Here is a 23,561-nt window from a genome sequence, read left to right as displayed (position 1 = left end):
GCCGCGGGGCAGGACTTCTTCGTGGCCGCCGCGTCAGACCGGCGACTTGCGCAGGCGGGCCCGCCTGCGGTGCAGCGGTCCGCGCTTGGGCGGCGGTGAGGCGAGGCCGAAGCGGACGGCGACGCGGGTGCCGCCCATCGGGCCGCGGTCGATGTCCAGCGCGCCGCGGGTCGCGGCGGCGGCGCGGCGGGCGATGTCGAGGCCGAGGCCGGTGGACGCGGTGCTGGCGCCGCGGACGAGGGCGTCGTCGGGGTCCGGAATGCCGGGGCCCGCGTCCTCGACGGTGAGGGTGACGGACTGGGCGGCGCGCACCAGGCGCAGCGCGAAGGCGGTGCCGGGCGCGGTGTGCCGGAAGACGTTGCCGACGAGCGCGTCGATGACGGCGGCGAGGTCGTCCTCCGGCAGGTCGATCTGGGCGTCCTCGCCGGTCACTTCCACCAGGCAGGGGCGGCCCTGCTGTTCCGCGAGCGTCGTCCAGAATCCGGCGCGGCGGCGGACGATCACCGTGGCGGCGCACAACACCTGCTCGGGCCGGTCGAGTTGGGGCGCGCCCATGTGTCCGACGGCCAGCGGTGTACGGGCCGCGGTGATGACGGCGTGCAGTTGTGTTTCGAGCTGGGCGACCGCGGCGGCCACGGGGGCGGCGTCCGGTCCCGTACCCATGCGTTCGGTGGCCAACTGGAGGGCGGTCAGGGGTGTCCTGAGCCGGTGGGACAGGTCGGCGACCAATTCCCTCTCGACGGCGAGGAGTTCCAGCATGCGTGCGGCCATGGCGTTGAACGCCTGCCCGGCCTCGCGCAGTTCCGGCGGCCCCATGGGGTCGACGCGGGACTCCAGGTCGCCGCGGCCGAGCGCGTTGGCGGCGCAGGAGAGGTTGCGGGAGGACCGTACGACGCGGGAGGCGAGGCGGTCGGCGACCAGGACGGAGCCGACGACCAGGCCGACGGCGAGCAGCGCCATCACGGTCAGCGACGCGTTCACCCCGCGGTTCAGCTCGGCTTCGGGGACGAATTCCTCGACGACGGCGACCCGGCCCTGCGGCAGCACGACCGGCTGGAGGTAGACCCAGCCGCCGCCCGGCAGGTCCTGCGCCAGTGACTCGCCGTCGTGCTGTGCGCGCACCAGCAGGGAGTGGGGTGCGTGGCCCGCGCCGATGGAGCGGCCGTCGGGCTGGTGGACCGCCAGGTTTCCCGACGGGTCGAGGCCCGAGACGGCCTGCCGTACGGCGGCCGGGTCGTCGGTGAGCGTGAGGACCGGCGCCAGGGCGGCGGCGCGCTGCTCGGCGGCGGTGATCGCCTGGTTGCGGGCCTCGGAGCGGACCAGCAGGCCCAGCGGGATGAGGAAGGACAGGGCCACCATCGAGGTGACGGCCAGGGCGACCCTGGCCAGGGTCCCTCTCACCGCGGGGTCACCAGTTTGATGCCGACGCCGCGCACCGTACGCAGCAGGCTCGGCGCCGCCGCGCTCTCGCCGAGTTTGCGGCGCAGGGAGGACAGGTGGACGTCGATGGTCTGGTCCTCGACGTAGGGGTCGCGCCAGACCTCGGTGAGGATGTGCCGTTTGGACACGACGGTGTCGGCGTTGGCGGCGAGGAAGGACAGCAGGTCGAACTCGCGGCGGGTCAGCGGGACTTCGTGTCCGTGCAGGTGGACGGTGCGGGGTCCGGGGTCGATGCGCAGCGGTCCGAGGGTGACGGGCTCGCGCAGATTGGGGGCGCCGGTCCTGCCGTCGGGGCCCGCGGAGCGGCGCAGGACGGCGCCGAGGCGGGCGGTGAGCTGTCCGCCGGAGAAGGGTTTGACCAGGTAGTCGTCGGCGCCCGCGTTGAGGAGCCGGATGATCTCGGCCTCGTCGTCCCTGGCGGTGACGATCAGGACCGGTACGCGGGAGATGCCGCGGATCATGCGCAGCGCGTCGCCGCCGTCGAGGTCGGGCAGGCCGAGGTCGAGGATCACCGCGTCCAACGGGGTTCTGGTCGCCTCGCGCAATCCGCTGAATCCGTCGGCGGCGCTGCGGACTTCGTGCCCGTCGCGGGTGAGTATCCCGATCAGTTCGGCACGTATGCCGGGATCGTCTTCTACGACAAGGACGCTCGCCATGCGGCACACCGTAACGGATCGGCCATGATGGCCCGGTGCCCCGGTCCTTGCGCCATTTCCTGATCTGGCTGTCGTGCACGATCCTCACCGTCACGGCGGTGTCGTTGACCGTGCGCTTCGTGGTGGGTTCGACGGCGCCGCTGCCACCGTCCGCGCGGGATGTGGCGGCCGGGATCGCCACCAACTCGCCCAGTTCCGTGGTGATCGGCTCGCCGACGGCCACGCCCCGGCAGTCGCCGACGCGGACCCGCAAGCCCACGGTGTCGCCGTCCCCCTCGACCCGTCGCCCGACGGCGACCGCGACCAGCCCGTCCTCAGCGCCGGCCGCGCCGGCGTCGACCGCCTCCCGGCCGCCGGACTGCGAAGGAGGTGCCGGGACGCACAGTTTCGAGTCGACCGGCGGTCAGGCGTCGATACGGTTCGGCGCGGACGCGGTGTGCCTGGTCTCGGCGGTGCCCGCGATCGGCTTCACCACGAGCACCCGGCAGAGCGCGCCGGACACCCTCACCATCACCTTCACCGGGGCGCGCCACCGCTCGGAGCTGACGGCGACGCTGCGTCCGCAGGCCAAGGAGGTCACCAGCGAGGTGTCCTGGTGAGGCGCGGTGTCCGCGGTTCTTCGCCCGCCCGGCCGGGGGCGGGGCTCAGCGGAATCTGCGGCTTTCCTTAGGGGAACGTGAAGTTGGGCTCGGACGGCGGATCGGACGGCTCCGGCGGCCTAGGGTCGTGCCCGCCGGACCGTTCCTGTGAGCGGGTCCCCCCTCACGACATGTCTCCCCCACCACGAGGTGCCAGCGATGAGTTCGTCCCGCCGTGCCCACTCCCGTAACTCCGCCCATGGCCAGCACAGGGCGAGGCGCAAGCCGCGGATACGCATGGCGGTGACCGGAGCCGCGGCCCTGGCCGTACTCGGTGGCGGCACCGCCTTCGCCTGCCTCGGGGCACCGCATCAGGGGTCGCCCACCGCCGGGCACAGCGGCTCCGGCTCCGGCTCCGGCGACACGAGCGCGTCGGCCGGGCACAGGCCCGGCGGCAAGCCGGCCGGTTTCCGGCCCACCGCCCCCGCCGCGACCATCTCCACCACGCACCGCCCGCGCCCCGGCCGGCCGAGCCCCAAGCCGACGGCCACGCCGACCGGCGCCCCGGTGACCACCGCGCCCACGACGGCGGCGCCCAGCCCCTCGGCGACGACTCCCGCACCGCCCGCCACGACGAACCCGCCGAGCGCCGGGGACGCCGTGCGGCAGGTGCTCGACCTGATCAACCGCAATCGCGCCGCGGAGGGCCTCGCCCCGTACACGCTGCTCGAAGGGCTCAACAAGAGCGCCGCCGCGCACAATCAGGTGATGGCGTCCGGCTGCGGCCTGTCCCACCAGTGCCCGGGCGAACCGGCCTTCGGGGACCGCGAGACGGCCGCCGGGGTGCACTGGACGTCGGCGGGCGAGAACATCGGCGAGGGCGGCGGTGTGGGCTCCTCCGCCTCCGCGATCGCCGCGAGCGCGGTCGGTCTGACGCAGATGATGCTGGACGAGAAGGCCCCTGACGACGGCCACCGCCGCAACATCCTCAGCAGCGGCTACACGCACATCGGCATCGACGTCTACCGCGACGGTTCCGGCACGGTCTGGATGACGCAGGACTTCTCCAACTGACCGTCGCCGCCTCCTACTTCCTTCCCGCCCGGTGCCGCGAACCCCACAGCGCGGCACGTTCCCGTCGGCCGGGGCCGACCTCCCCCCGGCCCCGGCCGACGGATGTCCGACCGGCCGCCCCGTTCCCTCGCGGGTCTCCGGCAGGGGTGAACGGGCCGCTCACGCGGTGTGGTTGTCCGGCTGGAGGGCGGCGGCCAAGGCGGTCGGGCCGTGGGCGGTGGACCCTTGGGCGTACGCGGCGGCGTACGCCTGGTCGCCGAGCGCCGCGCGGGCCGTCTCCTCGCAGCGCTCGCGCACCAGTTGGAGTTCCGGCGCGCCGCGCTGCGGGTGGCCGACGCTGCGCCAATAGGCGCCGCCGGTGCCGTAGACCGACGCGGCCTGCTCGGCCCGGCCCTCGGCGGCCAGGGCCGCGGCGAGCAGGTCAAGGCCGAGCGCGATGCCGAAGGCGTCCCCGATGAGGCGTTTGCTCTCCAGCATGGTGCGGGCGTAGCCGATGGCCTCGGTGGGGGCGCCGGAGAAGAGGGCGACGACGGAGAGCTGGTAGTCCAGGTAGGAGCGGGTCCAGACCTCGCCGGTGCGTACGCAGTGCTCGCGCAGTTCGAGGGCCCGCTCGCGGCCTTCGGCGAAGTCCCCGAGGGCGGTGAGGGAGAGCACTTCGACGAGGTTGCAGCGCAGCCGGTCCGGGGAGTCGAAGGCGAAGCCGGGCGCGCCGCCGAGCGCCGCGCGTACCGCGTCCAGTGCCTTGCGCGGCTGGCCCATGAGCAGGCCCAGCAGGCCGGTGAGGCAGGCGGCGGCGATCCGCTCCTCCTGGTCGCCGCCCGCTTCGGCCGCGGCCTCCACCTCGGCGCTGATCTCGGTGGCCAGGGCGTAGTCCCCTTGGAGGGTGACGGTGGCCCCGAGGCCGGTGAGCGCGCGGGCACGGGCCCGGTCCTGCGCGGTGTGCAGTTCCAGGGCGCGCTCCAGATAGGAGCGGGCTTCCTTGAGGTGGCCGCAGCAGGTCCAGAAGTAGACCAGCAGCCCGGCCAGTTCGGCGGCCTGCGCCGGGTCGTGGACGAGCCAGTGGTCGAGGGCGGAGCGCAGGTCGGGGTGGGTGTCCTCGATCACCCGGTAGCCGAGGAGCTGGTCGGGGCTCGACCAGCTCCCGTCAGCCCAGCGGGCGAGGCCGGTGAAGTAGTCGGCGTGACGGCGGGCGGTCGCGGCGGACTCGCCCAGCTCGCGCAGCCACTCACCGCCGTACTCGCGGATCGTGTCGAGCATGCGGTAGCGCTCGCGGTGTCCTGCGCCGCTCGACGCGTCGTCGGCGGGGGCCGCCCTGATGATCACCGACTGGGTGACCAGCCGTTCCAGGGTCGGCGCGACGTCAGCGGCGCGCAGCGGGCCGCCGGTGGCGACCGCTTCCGCGGCGGCCAGGTCGAAGGCGCCGCGAAAGACGCTGAGCCGGGCCCAGAGCAGCCGTTCCTGCGGGGTGCACAGCTCGTGGCTCCAGCCGATCGCGGTGCGCAGTGTCTGGTGGCGCCGGGGCCAGACGAAGCCGGTGCGGGACAGGACGTCGAAGCGTGAGCCGAGGCGGTCGGCGACGTCGGCGACGGTGGCGGGGCCGACCTGGGCCGCGGCCAGTTCGATGGCCAGCGGTATCCCTTCGAGGCGGCGGCAGATGGTCGCGGCGGCCTCCGCCGCGCCGGGTTCCGCGAGCGGGGTGTGGCCGAGGCGGCCGGTGACGCGCTGGTTGAAGAGGGCGAGCGCGTCCTGTCCTTCGGCCGACAGCGGTGCGACGTCGATCAGTTCCTCCACGGCGGAGGCCAACGGGCGGCGGCTGGTGGCCAGTACGGTCAGGCCGGGCGCGGCCGTCAGCAGTTCTCCGACGAGGTGGGCGCACGCCTCGACCAGGTGCTCGCAGGAGTCGAGCACGAGTAACAGGCGCTTGTCGGCGAGCCATTCGCACAGTGCCTCGACGGGCATCCGCGGTGAGTGGTCGGCGAGGTCGACGGCGTCGCTGACGGTGGCGAGCAGCAGGTGGGGGCTGTCGAGGGTGGCGAGGTCGGCCCACCAGGTGCCGTCGGGGAAGCGGGAGGAGTCGGTGTCTTCCGCAGAACCGATTCGCCGGTCCGCGCCCGGCTCCTGTTCCGCGGCGACTTCCACGGCGACGCGGCCGACCGACGCGCGCGCCGCCGCCCGCAGCGCGAGCCGTGTCTTGCCGACTCCGCCGGGCCCGGTAAGGGTGATCAGCCGGCGGTGTGCCAACGCCATGTCCAGCCGCGCGAGTTCCGCCGTACGGCCGACGAAACTCGTTGTCTCCTGCGGAATGTGCCCCTTCATGGCCACAGCCTGACACCGACCGACCGCGGAGGGAAACGGGCCGTCGTGGTGAAGCTCGGCGCGAGTGCCCTATGAGGGCGCGTCAGGCGGCGTACGCGGAACCGGACTCGGGCCGGTCCCGCGGGTCGCGCGCTTCACCCGCACTGACGGAGAGTCACCCGGTGAACCAGGGGTTCCCGCCGCCGAGGGACCAGACGGAGACTTTGGTGACGCCCAGTGAGGTCAGCGCCGCCAGCTTGGAGTTGAGCGCGGTGCTGTCCACGTAGTCGTAGAGCTTTCCTCCGGAGACCCAGCGGATCTCTCCGGAAGAGGCGTCGCGACGGGCGGCGATCGTGCTCGGGTCGGTGGAGAAGCCGGGGCTGTGCTTCATGTCGCTGAACTGGATGTTGCCGGTGACCGCGTCCAGGTCGCACGGGTCGGGCGCGCTGATGCCGTACGAGGGCAGGGCGATGACCAGCCGCGACGGGTCCGGGATCTTGCTCTGCGCGTACCGCGTGACCTGTTTGAGCCAGGCGAGCGGGGTGATCGGCAGGCAGCGGCTGCCGGGCGCGGTGTCGAACTCCTCGTCGTACGCCATGATGTCCAGTTCGTCGACGCCCTTGGCGCTGACGGCGGCGTAGTCGTAGAAGGCGGCGTCCTCGGTCATCGCGGGCGCGTCGACCACGAGTTTCTTGCCCTGCGCGTGCAGGGAGGTCGCGAGCTGGCCGAGGAAGGTCTTGTAGTTGGTGAAGTCGGCGGCGCTCCAGGACCAGTAGTCCTCCATGTCGACGTCCACGCCGGTGAGTTGGTTGGTCACCACGAAGGAGGTGAGCTGCGAGACGGCGTCGCTTCGGTTGGCACTGCTGCTGACCAGGGCGTGGACGTCGGCGGTGGTCATGCCGGAGACGGTCGGGTACTGGTAGGCGGAGTGCGCCTTGAGGTCGGCGACGTTGGCGGCGCTGTAGGTGTTGCAGAGCCCGGCGGCCGTGGTCTCCAGGCTGACCTTGCCCTTGCCGGTGACGCTCCAGTACTCGGGTTTGAGCGCGCCGTTCTTGACCCGGTTGTCGGCGTATTCGCTCGGCGCGGTGCAGGTGGAGTCGCCTGCGGAGCCGGGGTAGAGCCAGGTCTGTAGCTGTACGGCGGAGGCGGCGGTACGGGCGGCGGGCTGCCGGTGGGCGGCGCCGCTCGACGCGGCGGCCGACGTACCGGGTCCGGACGTACCGCTGTCGGTCGTCATGGCGCCCGCGGCCATGGCACCGGCGAGGGCGGCCGAACAGGCGGCGGCCGTGGCGAGGATGAGCCTGCGACGAAGCATGATCCGTCCCTTCGGGGCGCGGGGGCTACCCGTTGTCGTTCCAGTAGGGGTCGAGGACCAGGGTGTCGGCGCCCGGTACGCGCGAGGCCGCGGACCAGGAGCCGCCCAGGACGCGTCCGCTGTCGGGCTCGGGGGCGAGCGACAGTTCGGTGAGGATGCGGTACCGGTCGCCCCGGTAGACGGAGCGGGTGAACTCCACGACGCGCCCGTCCGCTTCCCTGGCGGCGCGTTCGAAGAGCAGGGCCGGGGTGTGGACGGGCACGCCGAGCAGTTCGGCCTCGGCCTCGTCCACCACGGTCGGTTCGATGAGCTGTGAGGCGCGGGTGAGCAGGATGCCGTACCGGCTGCCGAGCAGGCGGTAGAAGGAGTCGGTCTCCAGGTCGTGGGCGGTGAGGCCGGGGACCAGCGCCAGCGGTACGTGCAGCGTCTCGACGCACATCGGGTCGCCGTCGACCAGCCGCAGCCGGGCGATCCGCAGGATCCGGTCGGCCGGGGCCGTGCCGAGGCGGCGGCCGATCCTGGGTCCGGCGGCCATGGCGGTGAACTCCACGGTGCGGCTGGTCCACGCGCCGTCCACACCGCCGACGCCCAGGCTCGGTCCCGGCCCCGCGGCCGGCCCCAGGCGCTGGGCGACCTTGTCCTCGGCGACGAAGACGCCGCGCCCGTGGGCCCGGATCAGCAGTCCGTCGCGCACCAGGTCGTCCATCACCGAGCGCAGCGTCGGGCGGGAGACCTCCAGGGTCTCGCAGAGCTGGCGCTCACCGGGCAGCGGTCGTCCGGTCGCGGTCTCCTCGACGAGGTCGAGGAGGTGCGTACGGATCCGCTGCCGCTTCTCCCAGCGGCTCTCGCTGCTGACCATGGGCCCACCAGTTTTGTCCGCGCGGGGCGGGTGCCGGTGTCTCGGCGTCCGGACGCCGAGGTGTTCGGCGACGCACCGATGATGGACCCCGTTCTTACCACTGGTCAATATGTGGTCAACGAATCCGCGCCGGAGTCAGCGGACAAAGGTCGGGGGACAAAGGTCAGCGGGTACGGGTCAGCGGAAAAAGGTCAGCGGGTACGGGCGGCGCGCTCCGCGTTCTTCTCCTTGATCCGCACCGCTTCCTTGCGGACCTCCGCCTGCACGGCACGCTCCTCGACCAGCCACTGCGGCTGGTCCTGCTTCAGCGCCTCGATCTCCTCGGTGGTGAGCGCCTCGGTCACGCCGCCGCGCGCGAGACCCGCGATGGACACGCCGAGCCTGGACGCGACGACAGGGCGGGGGTGCGGTCCGTTGTGCCGCAGTTCCACCAGCCACTCGGGGGGATCGGCCTGGAGCGCGTTGAGCTCGGTGCGCGAGACGACACCCTCCTGGAACTCGGCGGGTGTGGCCTGGAGGTACACACCCAGCTTCTTCGCCGCTGTCGCGGGCTTCATGGTCTGGGCGGTCTGCTGCGACGTCATGCCGTCAAGGGTAACGAGCGCGTGCGCCGCCTCCGACCACCAGCGGATAACCTGCTGGGGTGACAGGTTCGGAAGTACCTCCTTCGTTCCGGCTCGCATACGTTCCGGGCGTGATGCCGACCAAGTGGGTGCGGATCTGGAACGAGCGACTGCCGGAGGTCCCGCTCACCCTGGTCCCGGTGCCCGCCGCCGAGGCGTTCGGCGCGCTGCGGGACGGCGGCGGGTCCGGCGCGGACGCCGGATTCGTACGGCTGCCGGTCGACGGCGCGGACCTCAGCGCGATCCCGCTCTACACGGAGACGACGGTGGTCGTCGTCCCCAAGGACCACGCGGTCGCGGCGGTCGACGAGGTGTCGCTGGCCGACCTCGGGGACGACATCGTGCTGCGTCCCCTGGACGACACCCTCACCTGGCAGACGCCGCCGGGGCGGCCCGCGAAGGAGCGGCCCGCCACCACGGCGGACGCCGTGGAACTGGTCGCGGCGGGTGTGGGCCTGCTGATCGTCCCCCAGTCGCTCGCGCGGCTGCACCACCGCAGGGACCTCACCTACCGGCCGGTCCCGGACGCGCCCGAGTCCCGCGTCGCCCTGTCCTGGCCGCAGGAGGAGACCACGGATCTGGTGGAACACCTCATCGGCATCGTGCGCGGTCGCACCGTCAACAGCACGCGCGGCCGGCCGCTCCCGGAGCGGTCCGAACCGGGGGCGAAGGCCGCGAAGGCCAAGGACGCGAAGGACAAGCGCCCGGACAAGGTGTCGCAGGCGCGCCGCAAGCCCGCGCCGGGCCGGGGTGCCGGAGGCAAGGGCGGCAAGAGCGGCGGTACGGGCGGCGCGAAGCGCGGCAAGCCCCGCCGCCGCCCGTAGCCGGACCGGGGTCCCGGTCCCCCGTACGGCAGCGCGGTCGGGCCGGACCCGCCATCGAGGCACCACCCGGCCGACCGCGATCACGTGGACGATGCGTGCCGGAGGCGGGTCGTCAGCTCGCGGGCGTCACGACGATGGCGTTGACCTGGGCCTGATTGGCGGAGCCGCGGGTGAAGTCGAGGGAGAGGGTGCCGGAGGCGTCCACGGTGACGGGGAAGTCCTTCTCGACGCCGAAGGCTTCCTGGCCGTCCGCGCCCGCCGCCACGGCCGCGCCGATGATGTCGAAGTCGGTCAGGACCTTGGCGCCGTCGATCGTGACGTCGAACTCACGCTGACCGGAGTGGGTGTAGTACCAGTCCATGAAGTAGAGACGGACCTGGTAGTCGGCGCCCGGCGTGAGACCGGGGACGCTGTAGGAGGAGTCCCCGACGCGTGAGGTGTTCCAGATGTCGGCGGGGATCGGGTGGGCCACGGTCCGTCCCCAGTTCGGGAAGCTGGAAGCGCCCGCGGGAATGGTGTCGGGCCTGCCGCCGGTGCCGGTGTCCGCGATGAAGTCGCCGCCGCCCGCGCCGCCGAGGTCGATCGACACCCCCGGTGCCACGTCGGCGTGAGCGGTCCCCGCGGTCACGAGACCGCCCAGCACCATGCTCAGAGGGAGCCTCCCGCCGGGCGCCTCGCGCGGCCGACGCGGTGGCGCGCGGGCCGGACCGGCCCCTGCCGGCCCATGGATCACCGGCGCCCGGACGGCGATACTGGGGGCATGACGTTCGTCGTTTTCATGACCCTGCCCGGTCTGGTCATCCTGCTGACCCTGGTGGCCTTCGCCGATCAGATGCTCATGCGGGCCGGGCGGGCCGGAATCCTGCCGTGGCGCGGTCCTGGCCGCCAGGGGCAGATCTCGTCCACCGGTTTCGAGATGCTGCACGCGAGCTTCTCGCCGGGCAAGCAGAACGAGTTGAAGGAGCGGCAGTCGGCCCTCGTGCTGCGGGACGACGAGGAGGACGGCGCGCCCGCGAACCGTACGACCGTCGATCTCCAGCGCGGGACCGCGGTCGTACGGATGGCGCGGCCCCACTCCTGAGGCGGGGCCTTTTCGGAACTCCTCTTCCCTAGGACGGCACGCGGCTCGCGACCGCCGCGTCCAGTCGGCTCACTTCGTCCTCCCCCAGGTGCAGTTCGGCGGCGCGGGCGGAGTCGAGGATCGTCTCGGGGCGGCGGGCGCCCGGTATGGGGATGAGGGCCGGGCTGGTGGACAACAGCCAGGACAGCGCGGTGCGTTGCGGGCTGGCGTCGTGGGCGCGGCCGATCTCGGTGAAGGCGGCGGTGAGTTCGTCGTCCTTCGTGCCGATGGTGCCCAACGGCCGCCAGGCCAGGAACGCCAGACCGAGTTCCTCCGCGCGGCGCAGTACCGCGCGGTGCTGTACGGCGCTGGGTGAGAACTCGTTCTGCACGGCGACGAGGGCGTCACCCAACAGCTCGTGTGCCTGGTCGAGTTCGGCGACGGTGACGTTGGAGACACCGACCGAGGTGACGGTCCCGTCGGCGACCAGCCGGAGCAGCGCCGTCAGTGAGTCGGCGATCGGCACCACCGGGTCGGGGGCGTGCAGGAAGAACAGCTCGATACGGTCCAGGCGGAGCCGGTCGCGGGAGGCGGCGGCCGAGCGGACGAGGTGGTCGGGGCTGCTGTCGGTGAGCCACCGCCCGTCGCCCGGTCTGACCCGGCCCGCCTTCGTCACCACCGTGACTCCGGAGGCGTCGCCGTCCCAGCTCTCCAGCGCGTCGGCGATCAGCGTCTCGTTGTGCCCTACTTCGTCGGCACCTGTGTGGTAGGCGGAGGCGGAGTCGATGAGGGTCACTCCGGCGTCGAGCGCGGTGTGGATCGTCGCCGTGGCGCGGGCGCGGTCCGGGCGCCCTTCGATGGACAGCAGCATGCCGCCAAGGCCGACCGGGAAGACCTTCGAACTCCCGCACGCGCGGGTCGGGTTGGTGAGGTGCGGTGGGTGGTGCATACGGCTCCCTGTCTCGTGTGATGGTGCTGCCGCGTGCGGCGCCGGGGCCCTGGCGGCGCCTAGCGGCGTACCGCGAGGCGGCCCCGTGAGAAGACGGCGGCGACCTCGGCCTCCGGGTCCGCCAGCCGCTCGACGTGGACAGCGGGGTTGTGGCGGGTCAGGACGATGTCGGCGCGGGCGCCGGGCGCGAGCACACCGAGTTCACCGGCCGCGCCGAGCAGCCGGGCGCCGGTGGTGGTGGCGCTGCGCAGCACCGCCCAGCCCGGCTGCACCCTGGCCCGCAGCGCGAACTCCCGCGACTGGTGGACGTGCATCGCGCCGAGCAGGTCGGTGCCGAAGGCGATCGGGGCGTCGGCGGCGTGGGCGTGGGCGAGCGCGGTGAGGCCGCTGTCCCGGACGGCCGCGACCTTGGCGGTGCTCGCGGGCGGAAGCCCGTGGAGCGGACCCTCCTGCGCCAGCACCGTGTACGTCACCAGCGTCGGCACGTAGTACGCGTCGTGCTCGGCGAACAGCCGGGCCTCGTCCGGGCCGATCAGATTGCCGTGCTCGATGGTGCGTACGCCCAGGCGCAGCGCGCGGGCCACCGCCTGCGGGGTGTAGGCGTGCCCGGCGCAGTAGACGCCCGCCCGCGCGGCCTCGTCGACCGCCGCGCGGATCTCGTCCTCGCTGTACTGCGGGGTGTCGATCCGGTCGGTGGGGCTGGAGATCCCGCCGGAGAGCATGAGTTTCACGAACGACGCCCCGGACCGTACGCCTTCGCGTACGGCGGTGCGCAGTGCGTCGGGTCCGTCGACGATCCGGCCGATGCCGGGCACGGCCGGATGGTCGTCGGCGTGGTAACGGCCACGGGGGCGCAGGTCGCCGTGGCCCCCGGTCTGCGACAGCGCCTTGCCGCACACGTACAGCCGGGGTCCTGGCGCCAGCCCCTCGTCCAGGGCGTCGGCCAGCCCGGCGTCGGCGCCGCCCGCGTCCCGGACGGTGGTGAAGCCGCGTTCGAGCATCGCGCGCAGTTCCCGTAGCGCGTGGGCGGTGACGTAGCTGGGCGCCATCCCGGTGTCGGCCCACTCGTCGGCGGTCACCGAGGTGACGTGCACGTGGCAGTCGATGAAGCCGGGGACCGCGTACAGGTCGGTGCCGTCCACGTCGCCGGGCGCGAGTGGGTCGGGGGTGTCGGCCGTGACGGCGGTGATCCGGTCTCCTTCCAGGGTGATCCGCCGGTCCCTGAGGATCTGTTCGCTCTCGGGGTCCACCACGTGGACGTGTCTGATGTCCATGCCGGTACGCCGCTCCTCGTCTCCGCTACACCGGTCGCCCGCTGGCTCGCGCCCCTGCGCTCAGGCGCCGAACAGCTCGTCGACGGTGGTCGTGGTGCCGGCGTTGCCGACCATGAAGCCGTAGTCGCCCGGCGCGGTGCGGGAGTAGCCCTCGCGGCTGAGCACCAGGATGTTGGAGTCGTACGGCGCGACGAGCTGTTCCAGCGTCTCGAAGGTGTACGGGTCCACGACCTCGCCCAGCACCGTGCCGCCCTTGATGACCTCGCCGAGCCGGTCAGGGGTGAAGTGGGAGATCATCGTGCCGCCCTTGGTCGGGCGCAGCGTGACGAGTTCGGTCATCACCGTCTGCTGCTCGACGATCGCCTCGGGGGCGCCTTCCAGCATCCCGATGCCCTTGAGCATGTTGCGGCCCTGGCGTACGGCCTTGTCGAGGAAGGCGTCGGTGAGCTGCCCGCCGCCGCCCAGTTCGCAGACGGTCGAGGAGATGCCGTTCTTGATCGCCCACGCGTTGGAGGTGCCCTCGTAGGGCTCGTGGTGGTAGAGCAGCGCGGCGCCGAAGGACGTGGCCATCTCCCGGCCGTCGTCCATGATGTAGGAGTACTCGACCGTGGAGTACAGGCCGCTGGAGTGGAAGTCCACGAAGTAGTCGGCCTGGAGCATGATCTCGGCGAGCACGGCGGCCAGTTGCTCGGTGACCGAGCCGTTGCGGTCGCCGGGGAAGATGCGGTTGAGGTTGAGGCCGTCCTGCGGGGTGAAGCGGGACATCGCCGCGTACGCGTACGGGTTGGCCACCGGTACGGCGACGATCGTGCCCGCCAGTTCGGCGGGGTCGACCGACGAGACGAACCTGCGGATCTCCTCGGGTCCCATGGCCTCGTCGCCGTGGACGCCGCCGAAGGCGACCAGGGTGGGCCCCGGCCGGGCGCCGGTCAGGCGGTGGACGGTGAGCGCGAGGTCGTGCCCGTTGTCCACGCGGGTGACGGGGACGGTCTCGACGGTGTGGCCGGGCTGCGCGGCCGGGGTACCGGTGGCTGTGGTGTCGCTCATCCGCTGTGTCTCCTTGCTGATACGGGTACTGATACGGGGATCGGTGCTCGGGTTCTTGTCGTCGCCGGGGCCGGGGACGGTGTCCCCGGCCCCGGCGGGGGTCACCGCATGTCGCCGATCGCGGACGCCTCCTGGCGCAGCGCGGGAACGGCTCCTTCGGCGAGGTCGAGGGTGAAGCGGGCGGCGGGTCCGCTGATGGAGAGTCCGGCGACCGCGACGCCGTCGGGGCCGACGACGGCGGCGGCCCGGCAGCGCAGGCCCACGCTGTAGGTCTCCTCGTCCACGGCGTAGCCGCGCCGCCTGGCCTCCTCCAGCTCCGGCTGCATCTTCTCCAGCGTGGCCTCGGGGTCCGCCACGTCGGCGCCGCGCAGCAGCGCGAGCTGCCGGGCGCGGGGCAGCCGGGACATGATGGCCTTGCCGAGCGCGGAGTTGTCGGGCGGTATGAACTCGCCGATACGGTTCACCGCGCGCAGCGGCTGCTCGGACTCGGTGCGGGCGATGATGAACATGCTGTTCCCGACGATGCGTCCGGCGGTGGTGCTCTCGCCGGTGACGCCGGTGAGCAGCCGAGTGGCCTGCTGGAGGCGGTCGTTGCTGTAGAGGTGTTCGCTGACTGCCGCGGCCATGGCGGCGAGCCGTCGGCCGGGCACGAAGCGGTGCGAGGTGGTCTCGTTGAGGAAGCCCCAGGTGACGAGCTGGGCCGTCAGCCGGGACACGGTGGACAGCGGCGCGTCGGCCGCCGCCGCCAGTTCGGTGAGGGTCAGCGGTGCGCCCTCGGCGACCACGGACTGCTCCAGCAAGTTGAGGATGCGCCCCATGTAGCTGGGTGACTTGGTGTTCTCGCTGGGGGCCGGTACGGGGACTTCGGTGTCCTCTGCCATGGGTACGTGCGTCTCCTGTCGTCCCAAGTCGGTTGCTTTGGGCGGCTGTTCGGGCGGGTCGGTCACCATCCCGTGGCCCGTCCCGGGCGCCGCGGGTCGCAGTATCCGTGGCGGTGGCCGTCCGCGTCGACTTCCACCGCGTGGACGGATCCGAAGTGCCAGAAGTAGGGGGTGGTCGGTCGTACGTCGGCGCCGTAGCGGGTCGCGAGCGCGTCGAGCACCCGCGGGTCGACCCGTGCCTCGACGGTGAACGGCTGGTCGGTCTGGACGCCCTGGAAGCGCGGCGCGTCGATCGAGTCGGCCAGGTCGAGGCCGTATCCGAAGTGGTTGGCCAGGACGATCGCGGTGGCGCGCGCGGACAGGCCCGGTGACCCGAGGGCCAGGTGCGGGGTTCCGTCGCGGGCCACCATGGTGGGCGGGAAGGGCGACAGGACGCGCCGCCCGTCGCCGTCGCCGGTGCCGGGGAAGCTGTTGCCGCTGTTGACGTGGACGCCGTCCACGACCAGGCCGGTGCCGAAGGTGGTGCCGTAGACGCTGTGGGTGAGCGACGCCATGTTGCCCGCGCCGTCCACCGCTACGACGTGGTCGGTGTTGTGGGTGTGCGGCGCGCCGGGCGGCCGGACCGTACCGCCGCTCGCGGGCGCCGGGTCGCGTCGGGTGTTGCCGCGGATCAGCGCGGCCAGCGACGCCGTGAAGTCGGGCGAGAGGAGTTCGTCCACCGGGACGTCGAAGGACAGCGGGTCCTTCACGAAGCGCTCGGTGAAGAATTCGGCGAACGCCATGGCGCGTCGCAGCACTTCGAGGGCTTCGGCGTCGCGGGTGTAGTGGCCCAGGGCGGGCAGGTCGAAGTGTTCCAGGATGCCGAGCACGAGGCCGATGAGGACGCCCGCGGACGACGGGGGCGGGGCGCCGACGATCTCGTGGTCCCGGTAGGCGCGCCGCACCGGGCGGCTCGCGCGGGCGGTGTAGTCGTCGAGGTCGCGGGCGGTCACGGTGCCGCCGGTCTCGCGGACCGCGGCCACGAAGCGCGACGCCCACGCGCCGCGGTAGACGTGGTCGGGGCCGTCGGCGGCGATCCGCCGCATCGTCTCGGCCAGCGCCGGGCGGACCAGCCGCTCCCCGACGGGCGGTACGTGGCCGTCGGGCAGGAATTCGGCGCGGCCCGAAGGGTGCGCCGCCAACCGGCCCGCGGCGGCCTCGAATGCCTCGCCGTACAGGAAGGAGTACATCGGGAAGCCGGCGGCGGCGACCTCGACGGCGGGTGCGAAGTAGTCGGCCCAGGGGATGCTGCCGTGGCGTTCCATGGCCAGGTGCATGCCCGCGACCGCGCCGGGGACCGCGACGCGGCGGCCGGAGGAGGCGCCGAGGGCGCCGTCCACCGTCACGTAGTGGTCCCAGGTGGCGGAGACCGGCGGGCTGTCGCGGGTGTGGTCGAGTTCGCCGTCGATGTAGTCGTAAGCGCGCCGGGCGGCGTCGTAGTAGAGCACGGACATGCCACCGGCCAGGGTGGTCATCTGCGGTTCGACCACGCCTTGCAGGGGGACGGCCGTGAGCACCGCGTCCATGGCGTTGCCGCCGCGCCGCAGGACGTCGAGCATCGCGTCGGCGACGGCCGGGTGCATGGCGGAGACCATGGCGGTGCCGCCGTGGGCGGAATCCTTCCGCCCCTGTTCGAGTGCCCGGTCCACGACCGGCCGCTGGCCCGCCGTCATGCCGGTCCGCTCCCCTGGTCCGCCGGTGCGCCCGGACCCGGCTGCGGGAGCGGCGCCGGGCCGATGCCCATCGCGGAGGCCACCAGGCCGACCGGCGGGGAGCCGAAGGCCATCAGCTCACGGTGGAAGCGCGGCAGCGTGAAGCCGCTGCCCCACGCGGTCTTCGCCTGGTCGCGCAGCCGCCGCATGAGGACCTTGCCCCAGGTGTAGCGGATGTACGTCGGCTCCCACACACCGCGCAGCGCCTCGGCCCGCGCGGCCGGTCCCGCCAGGAACGCCTTGCGTTCGAAGAGGGCGATGGCGTCGTCGAGGGTGAGGGCGCCGGTGTGGATGCCGAGCGCGGCCTGGACGCGGACGACCCGCATCATGGCTTCCTGCGCCATGCCGAACTGGTAGAGGGGGCTGTCGTCCTGGTAGCCCTCCTCCCACATCATCTCCTCGGCGTAGTGCGCCCAGCCCTCGAAGAACAGCTCGGACCAGAGCGTCTTGCGAATCGGCCGGTCGACCTTGCCCATCATCAGGGCGTGGCTGCAGTGGCCGGGGCCGATCTCGTGGACGGCCATCACGGCCATCGCGGGCCGGTTGAACCGGGACAGCCAGGCGCGGTGGTCGTCGAGCGACCAGTGCGGCGAGGGTCCGGTCACGTGGAAGAGCGAGTGGCCGCGCGTCTCCCACGGCGCGGTCCAGCTCACCCGGCCCGCCGCCCAACTCCGCGCGGGCGGGCTGGGTTCGATGACGCACGCCTCGTCGACGACGGGCACCAGTTCGCGCTCGCGCACGAAACGCGCGGCCAGCGCGACCTGGGCCTGGGTGTCGGCGAGGATGCGCGGGAAGTCTCCGTGGTCGGCGCGCACCCGGGCGCTGAGCCGCCGGGTCCTGGCGGCCGGGTCGTCGGCGCCCGCGGGGTCGAGCCGGGCCGCGGCGTCGTCCAGGATGTCGCTCATCCGCGCGTACTCGCTGTCGGCCATGGCGGCCAGTTCGTCCAGGTCCACCGGGACGCGGTCCTCGCAGCCGAGGAGCGCGGTGAGGTCGGCCCTGCCGAGTCCCGCTGCCGGAGCGGCCTCGCGCGCCGCGCGTTCGAGGTGGGCGGTCAGCCGTTCCAGCGCGGCCAGGGCGCGTACGCCGTCCTCGCCGTCGTCGGCGCGGACCTCGGCGGACATCCCGCGCGCCGCGGGCAGGAACATCCCGGCGACGGAGGACGACAGTTCGTCCAGCGCCTCGATCGCGTTGTCCACGGCGTCCGGCCAGAGCCGCAGGTGGCGGCGCCTGGCCCGCACGCGTACCGCCTCGTCGTCGTAGGGCCGGTCGTACGGCGACAGGTCCAGCGCCTCGATGTGGACCCAGGGGTCCCAGCGGTGCTGGCGGATACGGCCGAACCGGGTCCGCATCGCGTTCTCGGTGGCGGCGAGCTGTGCTTCGTCGTGCGCGTCGTCCAGCGTGGGACCGCCCAGCGCGGCCAGCGCCGAGGCCACCCCGGCAGGCGACAGGTCGACGATCGTGCCGTCGTACTCGTCGTGCAGTCCTGAGTATTCGCGCAGGTAGGCGGCGTCCAGGTCGCAGACGTGGCGCAGCCGTGGGAACAGCTCAGCCATCGGGGGTCTCCTTGGTCGTACGAAGGCGGGTGGTGTGCGGGTACGCGGACGCGGGTGCGGGTGCGGGTGCGGCCCGATGCGGTGGTGGCGGTCGGTCACAGCTCCAGTCGTCGGCCGCGCTGGACGACGCGCAGGAGCAGGGCGCCGAGTCCGACGACGAGCACCGACAGCGCGGTCATGATCGTGGACAGGGCCGCGGGGGTCGGGTCCTGGTAGTTGTTGAGGTAGCCGTACATCCACACCGGCAGGGTCTGCTGGTCGGAGGTGAGCAGGAAGATCGACAGGTCGATCTCGTTGAAGCTGACGAGGAAGGCGAAGACGCCACTGATGAGCAGGGCGGGCGCGATCTGCGGCAGCGTCGTGCGCAGGAAGGCGCGCAGCGGCGAGGCGCCGAGGTCGATCGCCGCGTAGTCCAGGGTGCGGTCGGCCCGGGTCAGGGCGGCGGACAGCAGCACGATCACGAACGGCACGGTCGCCACGGTGTGGGCGAGGACCACCGCCCACCTGCCGGAGGGCAGACCAGCCCGGGCGAGCAGCATGAACACGGCGAAGCCGAAGGCGATCTTGGGCACCACGACGGGTGAGAAGAGCGCCGACTGCACCACCCCGCTGCCCCGGAAGCGGTAGCGGACCAGGGCGACCGCGCCGGCGGAGCCGAGCAGGACGGCGAGCACCGCGACCAGCGCCCCGATCCACAGGCTGCCGACGAAGGCGTCCATGACGCCGTCCTGGTGGTAGAGGTTGGTGTACCAGCGGGTGGAGAAGCCGGGCGGCGGCCATACCCCGTAGGAGACCGACGACAGCGAGCTGATCACGACGATCGCGGCGGGCACGAGCTGGAAGGCGTACAGCACGGCCATCCACACGCCGAGCCCGCGGATGCCACGGGGCGGCGAGGGGCTGATGGTGACTCCGCCCTGGTCGGCCTCGGCGAACCGGCGCTGGAGGAGGACGAACGCTCCGGTGGAGACCAGCGCGAGGATCAGCAGCACCAGGGCGCAGACGGAGGCGCCCGGATAGTCCGTGGTGCCGACCAGGGAGTAGATGCTGGTGGACAGGGTCGCGACCCGCCCGCCTCCCAGGAGGCTGGGGGCGGTGAAGCTGGAGATGGTCAGGGCGAAGGTGAGCTGGCATCCGGCGATCAGGCCCGGCGCGCTCAGCGGCAGGGTGATCGAGCGGAAGGTGCGCCAGCGGGAGGCGCCGAAGTCGTCGGCCGCGTCGGCGAGGGTGCCGTCGATCTGCCGGAAGGTGCTGCTGATCGGCAGGACCATCAGCGGCAGCAGGGTGTGCACGAGGGCGATGACGACGGCGCTGCGCTCGTAGAGCAGGTGGACGGGGCCGATGCCGAACAGGCCGAGCGCGGAGTTGAGGAAACCCTCCTGGCCGAGCAGCAGTTGCCAGGCGTAGACGCTGGCGATGCCGGAGAAGACCAGCGAGGAGAAGACCACCGCGTATCCGGCGTTGCGCCAGCCGGTCCGCTTGGTGTGGTGCAGTGCCAGGGCGGTGAGGTAGCCGACGACCGCGGTGATCGCGGTGACCAGCAGACCGACGAGTACGGTCTGCCAGATCACCGACCAGTAGTAGGAGCTGGTGAGGACTTTCGTCCATGTGGCCAGGGTGTTGGTGGTGTTGACGCCACCGGGTTGGTACTTCTGCAGGGAGTACTCGACGAGCGACTCCATGGCGAAGGCGAACACCGCGAGCAGCAGCACGATGCTGGGCGCGAGCAGGAGCAGTGCGGTGCGCCGGTCGCGGCCCTTGCCGGTGAAGGCTTTGGGCTGCGCTCGGCGGGGTCCCGGCTTCTCCGGGGCCGGGCGCTCCGCCGTGGCCGTCGCCGCCCCGCTCACCGGGGCGGCTTCTCGTATGCCGCCTGGAGGGTTGTCCGCCATCGTGCAGGTCCTTCCGGTCGTGGGGTGGACGTCGTCGGGGCTGAGCCGTGAGAACCGGGCTGTCGGAACCGGTCCGTGAGGGCTGAGCCGTAAGAACTGGAGCCGTCGGAACCGAGTCGTACGAACGGGGCCGTCAGATCTTGGAGACGACTTCCTCGTTCCACCGCGCGGTCCAGGCGGCCATGTTCTTGCCGACGGTGTCCCAGTCGACGTCCACGAACTTCTGGTCGGCGCCGGCGGCGATGGCCGGGATGGCCTGGAGCTTCGGGGTCAGCTTGGAGGTGCTGGAGGCGGGGATCTCGACCGAGGTGTCCACCCAGCGCTGGTTCCACTTGGGCTGGAGCATCTCGTTGACGATGTCGTAGCAGACCTCGAGCTGGTCGTCGGAGGAACCGGAGTTGATGTTGACGCCGACCGGGTCGAAGAAGGCGCCCTCGGTGGGGCGGCTGAAGCCCAGCGGCGCGCCCTGGGCGTGCCAGGCCGTCGAGGTGCCCAGGTAGTGCGAGGTCAGCGGGGCCTCGCTGGTGGAGAGCACGTTGAGGAACTGGGGGTTGGCCGTCACGATCGTGCGGATGTTCTTGGCGTGCTCGATCCACAGCTTGAAGCCGGGGTCCATGTTGTCCCAGCCGCCGCCGTTGAGCTTGGCGGCCATGCCGATGGCCCACCAGGGGATGGTGAAGAAACAGAGCTTTCCGCGCTGGTCGGGCGACCACAGGTCGGTCCAGGACGCGAAGCCCTTGGGGTAGGTCTTGGTGTTGTAGACCAGCCCCATCTGGTCGGCGCCGAACACCACACCGCAGTGGTCGCGCTCGACGAACTGGGCGTGCAGTTGCGAGGTGTTGGGGATCTTGCTGTAGTCCAGCTTGAGGTACATACCGGTGGCCTTGCCGGTGGCCGTCGCGCCGCCGTTGGAGAAGACCAGGTTGTTCAGCGGCTTGTGCGGGTTCGCCTGGTAGGCGGCGGTCTGCTTGGCGAGGTTGAGCGTGTCGTCGATCTTGATCTGCACGTTGGGGTGATTGTCCTGGTACTCCTTGGCGAACTCCCTGGGCATGAGGCCGAGGTCGGCGCCCGCGAAGGGCGTCATGGTGATGGTGAGCTTCTTGCCCGCTCCCTTGCCCGTGCCCGAACTCGCCGACGTGCCGGGCTGCTTGTTCGAGGCGCAGGCGGCCAGGAACAGTCCGGCCGCCACCGCGCCGCCGCCGGTCAGCAGCGAGCGCCGCGACACCGGGGTACGGCCGGTGCCTTCCCCTGCGGGCGACGCGGCTCCGGCCGCCGCCGCCTTGTCCCCGTTCGATCTGCCCGTGTTGCTGTGCATGGTCTCTCCCTGGGTGGTCACAGCACTTCTGGTGGTGGGCCCGCGCTCGGCCGGGACCGTCGCGCGGACAGGCCCGGTGGCCCGTCGCGCGGACGAGTCCTAGGAGTCGGCGCCGAGCATGACGGCGGCGTCGGACGGCCAGCCGATCTCGACCTCGTCCCCCGTGGCGATCCCCCGTGCATCCTTGGCGGGGAGTTGTACGACCAGTTCCTGCCTGGAGTCGGCGACGGCCACCTGGAAGCGGATGCTGGCTCCCTGGAAGGTCAGGTCCGTGACGCGGGCGGTGAAGCGGTTGTCGAAGTCGCTGGTCAGCCGGGGCCGCATGGCGATGGCCTCGGGCCGGACCGACAGCGCCGTGCCGGGCCCCGGCGTGCGGCAGGTGAAGCCGTCCGCGCGCAGCACCCGGTCGGCGACGGCGCCGCGGATGATGTTGGTGTCGCCGAGGAACGTGGCGACGAATTCGGTGGCGGGGCGGTCGTAGAGCTCGTCGGGCCGCCCGACCTGCTCGACACGGCCCTGGTTCATCAGGGCGATCCGGTCGGAGATGGTGAACGCCTCGGTCTGGTCGTGGGTGACGAAGACGAAGGTGGTCCCTGACTCCTGCTGGATCTGCTTCAGGGCGCGCTGCATCTGCACCCGCAGCCGCAGGTCCAGCGCGCCCAGGGGTTCGTCGAGCAGCAGTACGGCGGGCTTGTTGGCCAGGGCGCGGGCGATCGCCACCCGCTGCTGCTGGCCGCCGGACAACTGGGCGGGCTTGCGGTTGGCGTAACCCGCGAGGTCGACCAGGTCCAGCATGTCGGTGACGGTCGACCGGATCTCCGCCCGTGACTGGCGGCGTATCTTCGGACCGAAAGCGATGTTTTCGGCCACGGTGAGGTGCGGGAAGAGCGCCAGTCTCTGGAAGATCAGGTTGGTCGGCCGCTTGTTGGGCGGCACTCCGGTCATGTCCTTGCCCGCGATGGCGACGGTGCCTTCCGTGGGCTGTTCGAGACCGGCGAGTATCCGCAGCGTGGTGGACTTGCCGCATCCCGACGGTCCCAGGAGCGAGAAGAACTCGCCTCGCCTGACACCGAGGTTCATGCTGGTCACCGCGGTCTCGCCGCCGGGGTAGGTCTTGCTGACATCGGTCAATCGGGCGTCGAGGGCCGACGGATCGTCCGGGTTCACAGCGTTCACCTGAACTTCCATTCATTGGAACTTGGCTTCCACTGGGGTGAGCAGGACGCTAAGTGAGCGACAAGGGTGCGGTCAACGGTCGATCACGAAGTTCTTGAATCGGCGACGACGCACAGGGCACCGTTCAAGCCATCCGACCGGGCTCGCGAGCGGGTCGGGAAATCGTCGCCCGGGCGCTCAACGCCCGCCCGCCACCTGCGAGTTGACTCCCCCGGGCCGCACGGGGCCGAGCCCGCGCGGAGCGCCGCCGGGCGGGGAGAAAATTTCGTCCGATCCGCCCGGTAAAACCTGTGTTACGCGGACGGAAGGGACGTCAGCGCGCCGCCCAGAGCCCCCGGACATGCCCGATGTGCCGGTGCATCATCAGCTCGGCGCCCACCGCGTCGCCGTACTCCACGAAGTCCGTGAGCTGGTGGTGCTCCATCGCCGACTCGACGAGGCTGCCGTCGGCGAGCAGCGGCGCGAGGCCCAGCAGCCGGGTCCGCGCGCGCAGACCCGCGACGACGTTCACCAGGTGCCGGTTGCCGGTGTAGCCCAGCAGCGTGAGGTGGAAGATCCGGTCGGCCTCGACGTATCCGACCAGGTCACCGGCGCGCGCGGCGACGACGATGTGCTCGGCGAGCGTGCGCAGCAGGGGCAGGTCGGCGGCGGGGACCAGCGGGACGACGGCGCGTACGGCGGGCGGTTCGATCAGAAGGCGGACGGCGGTGATCTGGTCCAGGTCCTGGTCGGAGACCTCGGTGATCCGGAAGCCCTTGTTGGGCTGGGCCACCGCGAGCCCTTCCTTGACCAGGTCGAGCATGGCCTCCCGCACCGGGGTGGAGGACACGCCGAAGCGCGCCGCCAGGCTGGGAGCGGAGTAGACCGCGCCCGGGATCAGGTCCCCGGAGACCACGGCGGCGCGCAGTTCGTCGCGCACCCGGTCCCGCTGCGTCTCCCGGCCGTCGGCGCTCTGCCCACCGCTCACGTGCCCCGCCCTTCGGCTCTCCCGCGCCCCGCCGC

21 protein-coding genes are annotated in these 23,561 nt (G+C 72.1%); 4 read left to right on the top strand and 17 right to left on the bottom strand.

What is annotated here, in order from left to right:
* Positions 1 to 33: 33 nt before the first annotated feature.
* Together ACFZAM_RS27215 and ACFZAM_RS27210 are read right to left on the bottom strand one after the other, a co-directional pair.
* Positions 34 to 1,401, bottom strand: coding sequence for an ATP-binding protein (locus tag ACFZAM_RS27215; RefSeq protein WP_391049994.1), 1,368 nt, complete (start codon positions 1,399 to 1,401; stop codon positions 34 to 36).
* On the bottom strand, positions 1,398 to 2,096 hold the full coding sequence (locus tag ACFZAM_RS27210) for a response regulator transcription factor (protein WP_355348469.1): 699 nt from the start codon (positions 2,094 to 2,096) through the stop codon (positions 1,398 to 1,400). Before ACFZAM_RS27210 ends, ACFZAM_RS27215 begins: the two co-directional genes overlap by 4 nt.
* A 35-nt stretch (positions 2,097 to 2,131) precedes the next feature.
* Here ACFZAM_RS27210 and ACFZAM_RS27205 point away from each other — a divergent pair, with 35 nt between their 5' ends.
* A complete protein-coding gene (locus tag ACFZAM_RS27205; RefSeq protein WP_391049992.1) occupies positions 2,132 to 2,695 on the top strand; it encodes a hypothetical protein in 564 nt (187 codons plus the stop codon).
* 276 nt (positions 2,696 to 2,971) lie between these two features.
* Positions 2,972 to 3,748, top strand: a complete 777-nt coding sequence (locus ACFZAM_RS27200; RefSeq protein ID WP_391049990.1) for a CAP domain-containing protein — start codon at positions 2,972 to 2,974, stop codon at positions 3,746 to 3,748.
* A gap of 159 nt (positions 3,749 to 3,907) precedes the next feature.
* Here the strand turns inward: ACFZAM_RS27200 and ACFZAM_RS27195 are convergent, their stop codons facing one another.
* The 4 genes from ACFZAM_RS27195 to ACFZAM_RS27180 all read right to left on the bottom strand — a co-directional run bounded on the left by ACFZAM_RS27195 (position 3,908) and on the right by ACFZAM_RS27180 (position 8,801).
* Complete coding sequence (locus ACFZAM_RS27195) at positions 3,908 to 6,064, bottom strand: ATP-binding protein (RefSeq protein WP_391049988.1); 2,157 nt, start codon at positions 6,062 to 6,064, stop codon at positions 3,908 to 3,910.
* Positions 6,065 to 6,218: 154 nt separating this feature from the next.
* A complete protein-coding gene (locus ACFZAM_RS27190; protein WP_391049986.1) occupies positions 6,219 to 7,358 on the bottom strand; it encodes a glycosyl hydrolase family 18 protein in 1,140 nt (379 codons plus the stop codon).
* A 25-nt stretch (positions 7,359 to 7,383) separates the two neighbouring features.
* Positions 7,384 to 8,217, bottom strand: coding sequence for a UTRA domain-containing protein (locus ACFZAM_RS27185; RefSeq protein ID WP_391049984.1), 834 nt, complete (start codon positions 8,215 to 8,217; stop codon positions 7,384 to 7,386).
* A 191-nt stretch (positions 8,218 to 8,408) separates the two neighbouring features.
* Complete coding sequence (locus ACFZAM_RS27180) at positions 8,409 to 8,801, bottom strand: DUF5997 family protein (RefSeq protein ID WP_391049983.1); 393 nt, start codon at positions 8,799 to 8,801, stop codon at positions 8,409 to 8,411.
* 59 nt (positions 8,802 to 8,860) lie between these two features.
* Between ACFZAM_RS27180 and ACFZAM_RS27175 the strand changes: the two genes are divergently transcribed.
* Positions 8,861 to 9,664: a LysR substrate-binding domain-containing protein gene (locus ACFZAM_RS27175; RefSeq protein WP_391049981.1), complete on the top strand. Its 804-nt coding sequence runs from the start codon at positions 8,861 to 8,863 to the stop codon at positions 9,662 to 9,664.
* 112 nt (positions 9,665 to 9,776) lie between these two features.
* On the opposite strand, the gene ACFZAM_RS27170 is transcribed toward ACFZAM_RS27175, so the two are convergent.
* Entirely contained in the window at positions 9,777 to 10,292 is a 516-nt protein-coding gene (locus ACFZAM_RS27170) for a malectin domain-containing carbohydrate-binding protein (RefSeq protein WP_391049979.1), read from the bottom strand.
* A gap of 132 nt (positions 10,293 to 10,424) precedes the next feature.
* Here ACFZAM_RS27170 and ACFZAM_RS27165 point away from each other — a divergent pair, with 132 nt between their 5' ends.
* Positions 10,425 to 10,745, top strand: a complete 321-nt coding sequence (locus tag ACFZAM_RS27165; RefSeq protein WP_391049977.1) for a DUF6191 domain-containing protein — start codon at positions 10,425 to 10,427, stop codon at positions 10,743 to 10,745.
* A 28-nt stretch (positions 10,746 to 10,773) separates the two neighbouring features.
* Here the strand turns inward: ACFZAM_RS27165 and ACFZAM_RS27160 are convergent, their stop codons facing one another.
* The 10 genes from ACFZAM_RS27160 to ACFZAM_RS27115 all read right to left on the bottom strand — a co-directional run bounded on the left by ACFZAM_RS27160 (position 10,774) and on the right by ACFZAM_RS27115 (position 23,526).
* Positions 10,774 to 11,673, bottom strand: coding sequence for an aldo/keto reductase (locus ACFZAM_RS27160; RefSeq protein ID WP_355348439.1), 900 nt, complete (start codon positions 11,671 to 11,673; stop codon positions 10,774 to 10,776).
* Positions 11,674 to 11,732: 59 nt separating this feature from the next.
* Complete coding sequence (locus ACFZAM_RS27155) at positions 11,733 to 12,947, bottom strand: amidohydrolase family protein (protein WP_355348436.1); 1,215 nt, start codon at positions 12,945 to 12,947, stop codon at positions 11,733 to 11,735.
* Positions 12,948 to 13,007: 60 nt separating this feature from the next.
* Positions 13,008 to 13,994, bottom strand: coding sequence for a M14 family metallopeptidase (locus ACFZAM_RS27150; RefSeq protein WP_355348433.1), 987 nt, complete (start codon positions 13,992 to 13,994; stop codon positions 13,008 to 13,010).
* A gap of 101 nt (positions 13,995 to 14,095) precedes the next feature.
* Positions 14,096 to 14,875 (bottom strand): IclR family transcriptional regulator, encoded by a 780-nt coding sequence (locus ACFZAM_RS27145; protein WP_355348430.1) that lies wholly within the window; start codon positions 14,873 to 14,875, stop codon positions 14,096 to 14,098.
* 62 nt (positions 14,876 to 14,937) lie between these two features.
* The gene (locus tag ACFZAM_RS27140) at positions 14,938 to 16,587 is read right to left on the bottom strand and encodes a gamma-glutamyltransferase (protein ID WP_391049973.1); all 1,650 of its coding nucleotides are present in this window, start codon (positions 16,585 to 16,587) and stop codon (positions 14,938 to 14,940) included.
* On the bottom strand, positions 16,584 to 18,179 hold the full coding sequence (locus ACFZAM_RS27135) for a DUF885 family protein (RefSeq protein WP_391049971.1): 1,596 nt from the start codon (positions 18,177 to 18,179) through the stop codon (positions 16,584 to 16,586). The genes ACFZAM_RS27140 and ACFZAM_RS27135 overlap by 4 nt, the downstream gene beginning before the upstream one ends.
* A gap of 95 nt (positions 18,180 to 18,274) precedes the next feature.
* Positions 18,275 to 20,068, bottom strand: coding sequence for an iron ABC transporter permease (locus tag ACFZAM_RS27130; protein WP_355348421.1), 1,794 nt, complete (start codon positions 20,066 to 20,068; stop codon positions 18,275 to 18,277).
* 133 nt (positions 20,069 to 20,201) lie between these two features.
* Positions 20,202 to 21,383, bottom strand: a complete 1,182-nt coding sequence (locus ACFZAM_RS27125; RefSeq protein WP_391049969.1) for an extracellular solute-binding protein — start codon at positions 21,381 to 21,383, stop codon at positions 20,202 to 20,204.
* Between the two features lie 99 nt (positions 21,384 to 21,482).
* Entirely contained in the window at positions 21,483 to 22,559 is a 1,077-nt protein-coding gene (locus ACFZAM_RS27120) for an ATP-binding cassette domain-containing protein (protein ID WP_391049967.1), read from the bottom strand.
* Between the two features lie 313 nt (positions 22,560 to 22,872).
* Entirely contained in the window at positions 22,873 to 23,526 is a 654-nt protein-coding gene (locus ACFZAM_RS27115) for a GntR family transcriptional regulator (protein ID WP_355348412.1), read from the bottom strand.
* Positions 23,527 to 23,561 lie beyond the last annotated feature (35 nt).

Source organism: Streptomyces sp. NPDC008079, from assembly GCF_042957385.1.
Lineage (GTDB): Bacteria > Actinomycetota > Actinomycetes > Streptomycetales > Streptomycetaceae > Actinacidiphila.
This window is presented reverse-complemented; position numbering and strand designations above follow the sequence as displayed.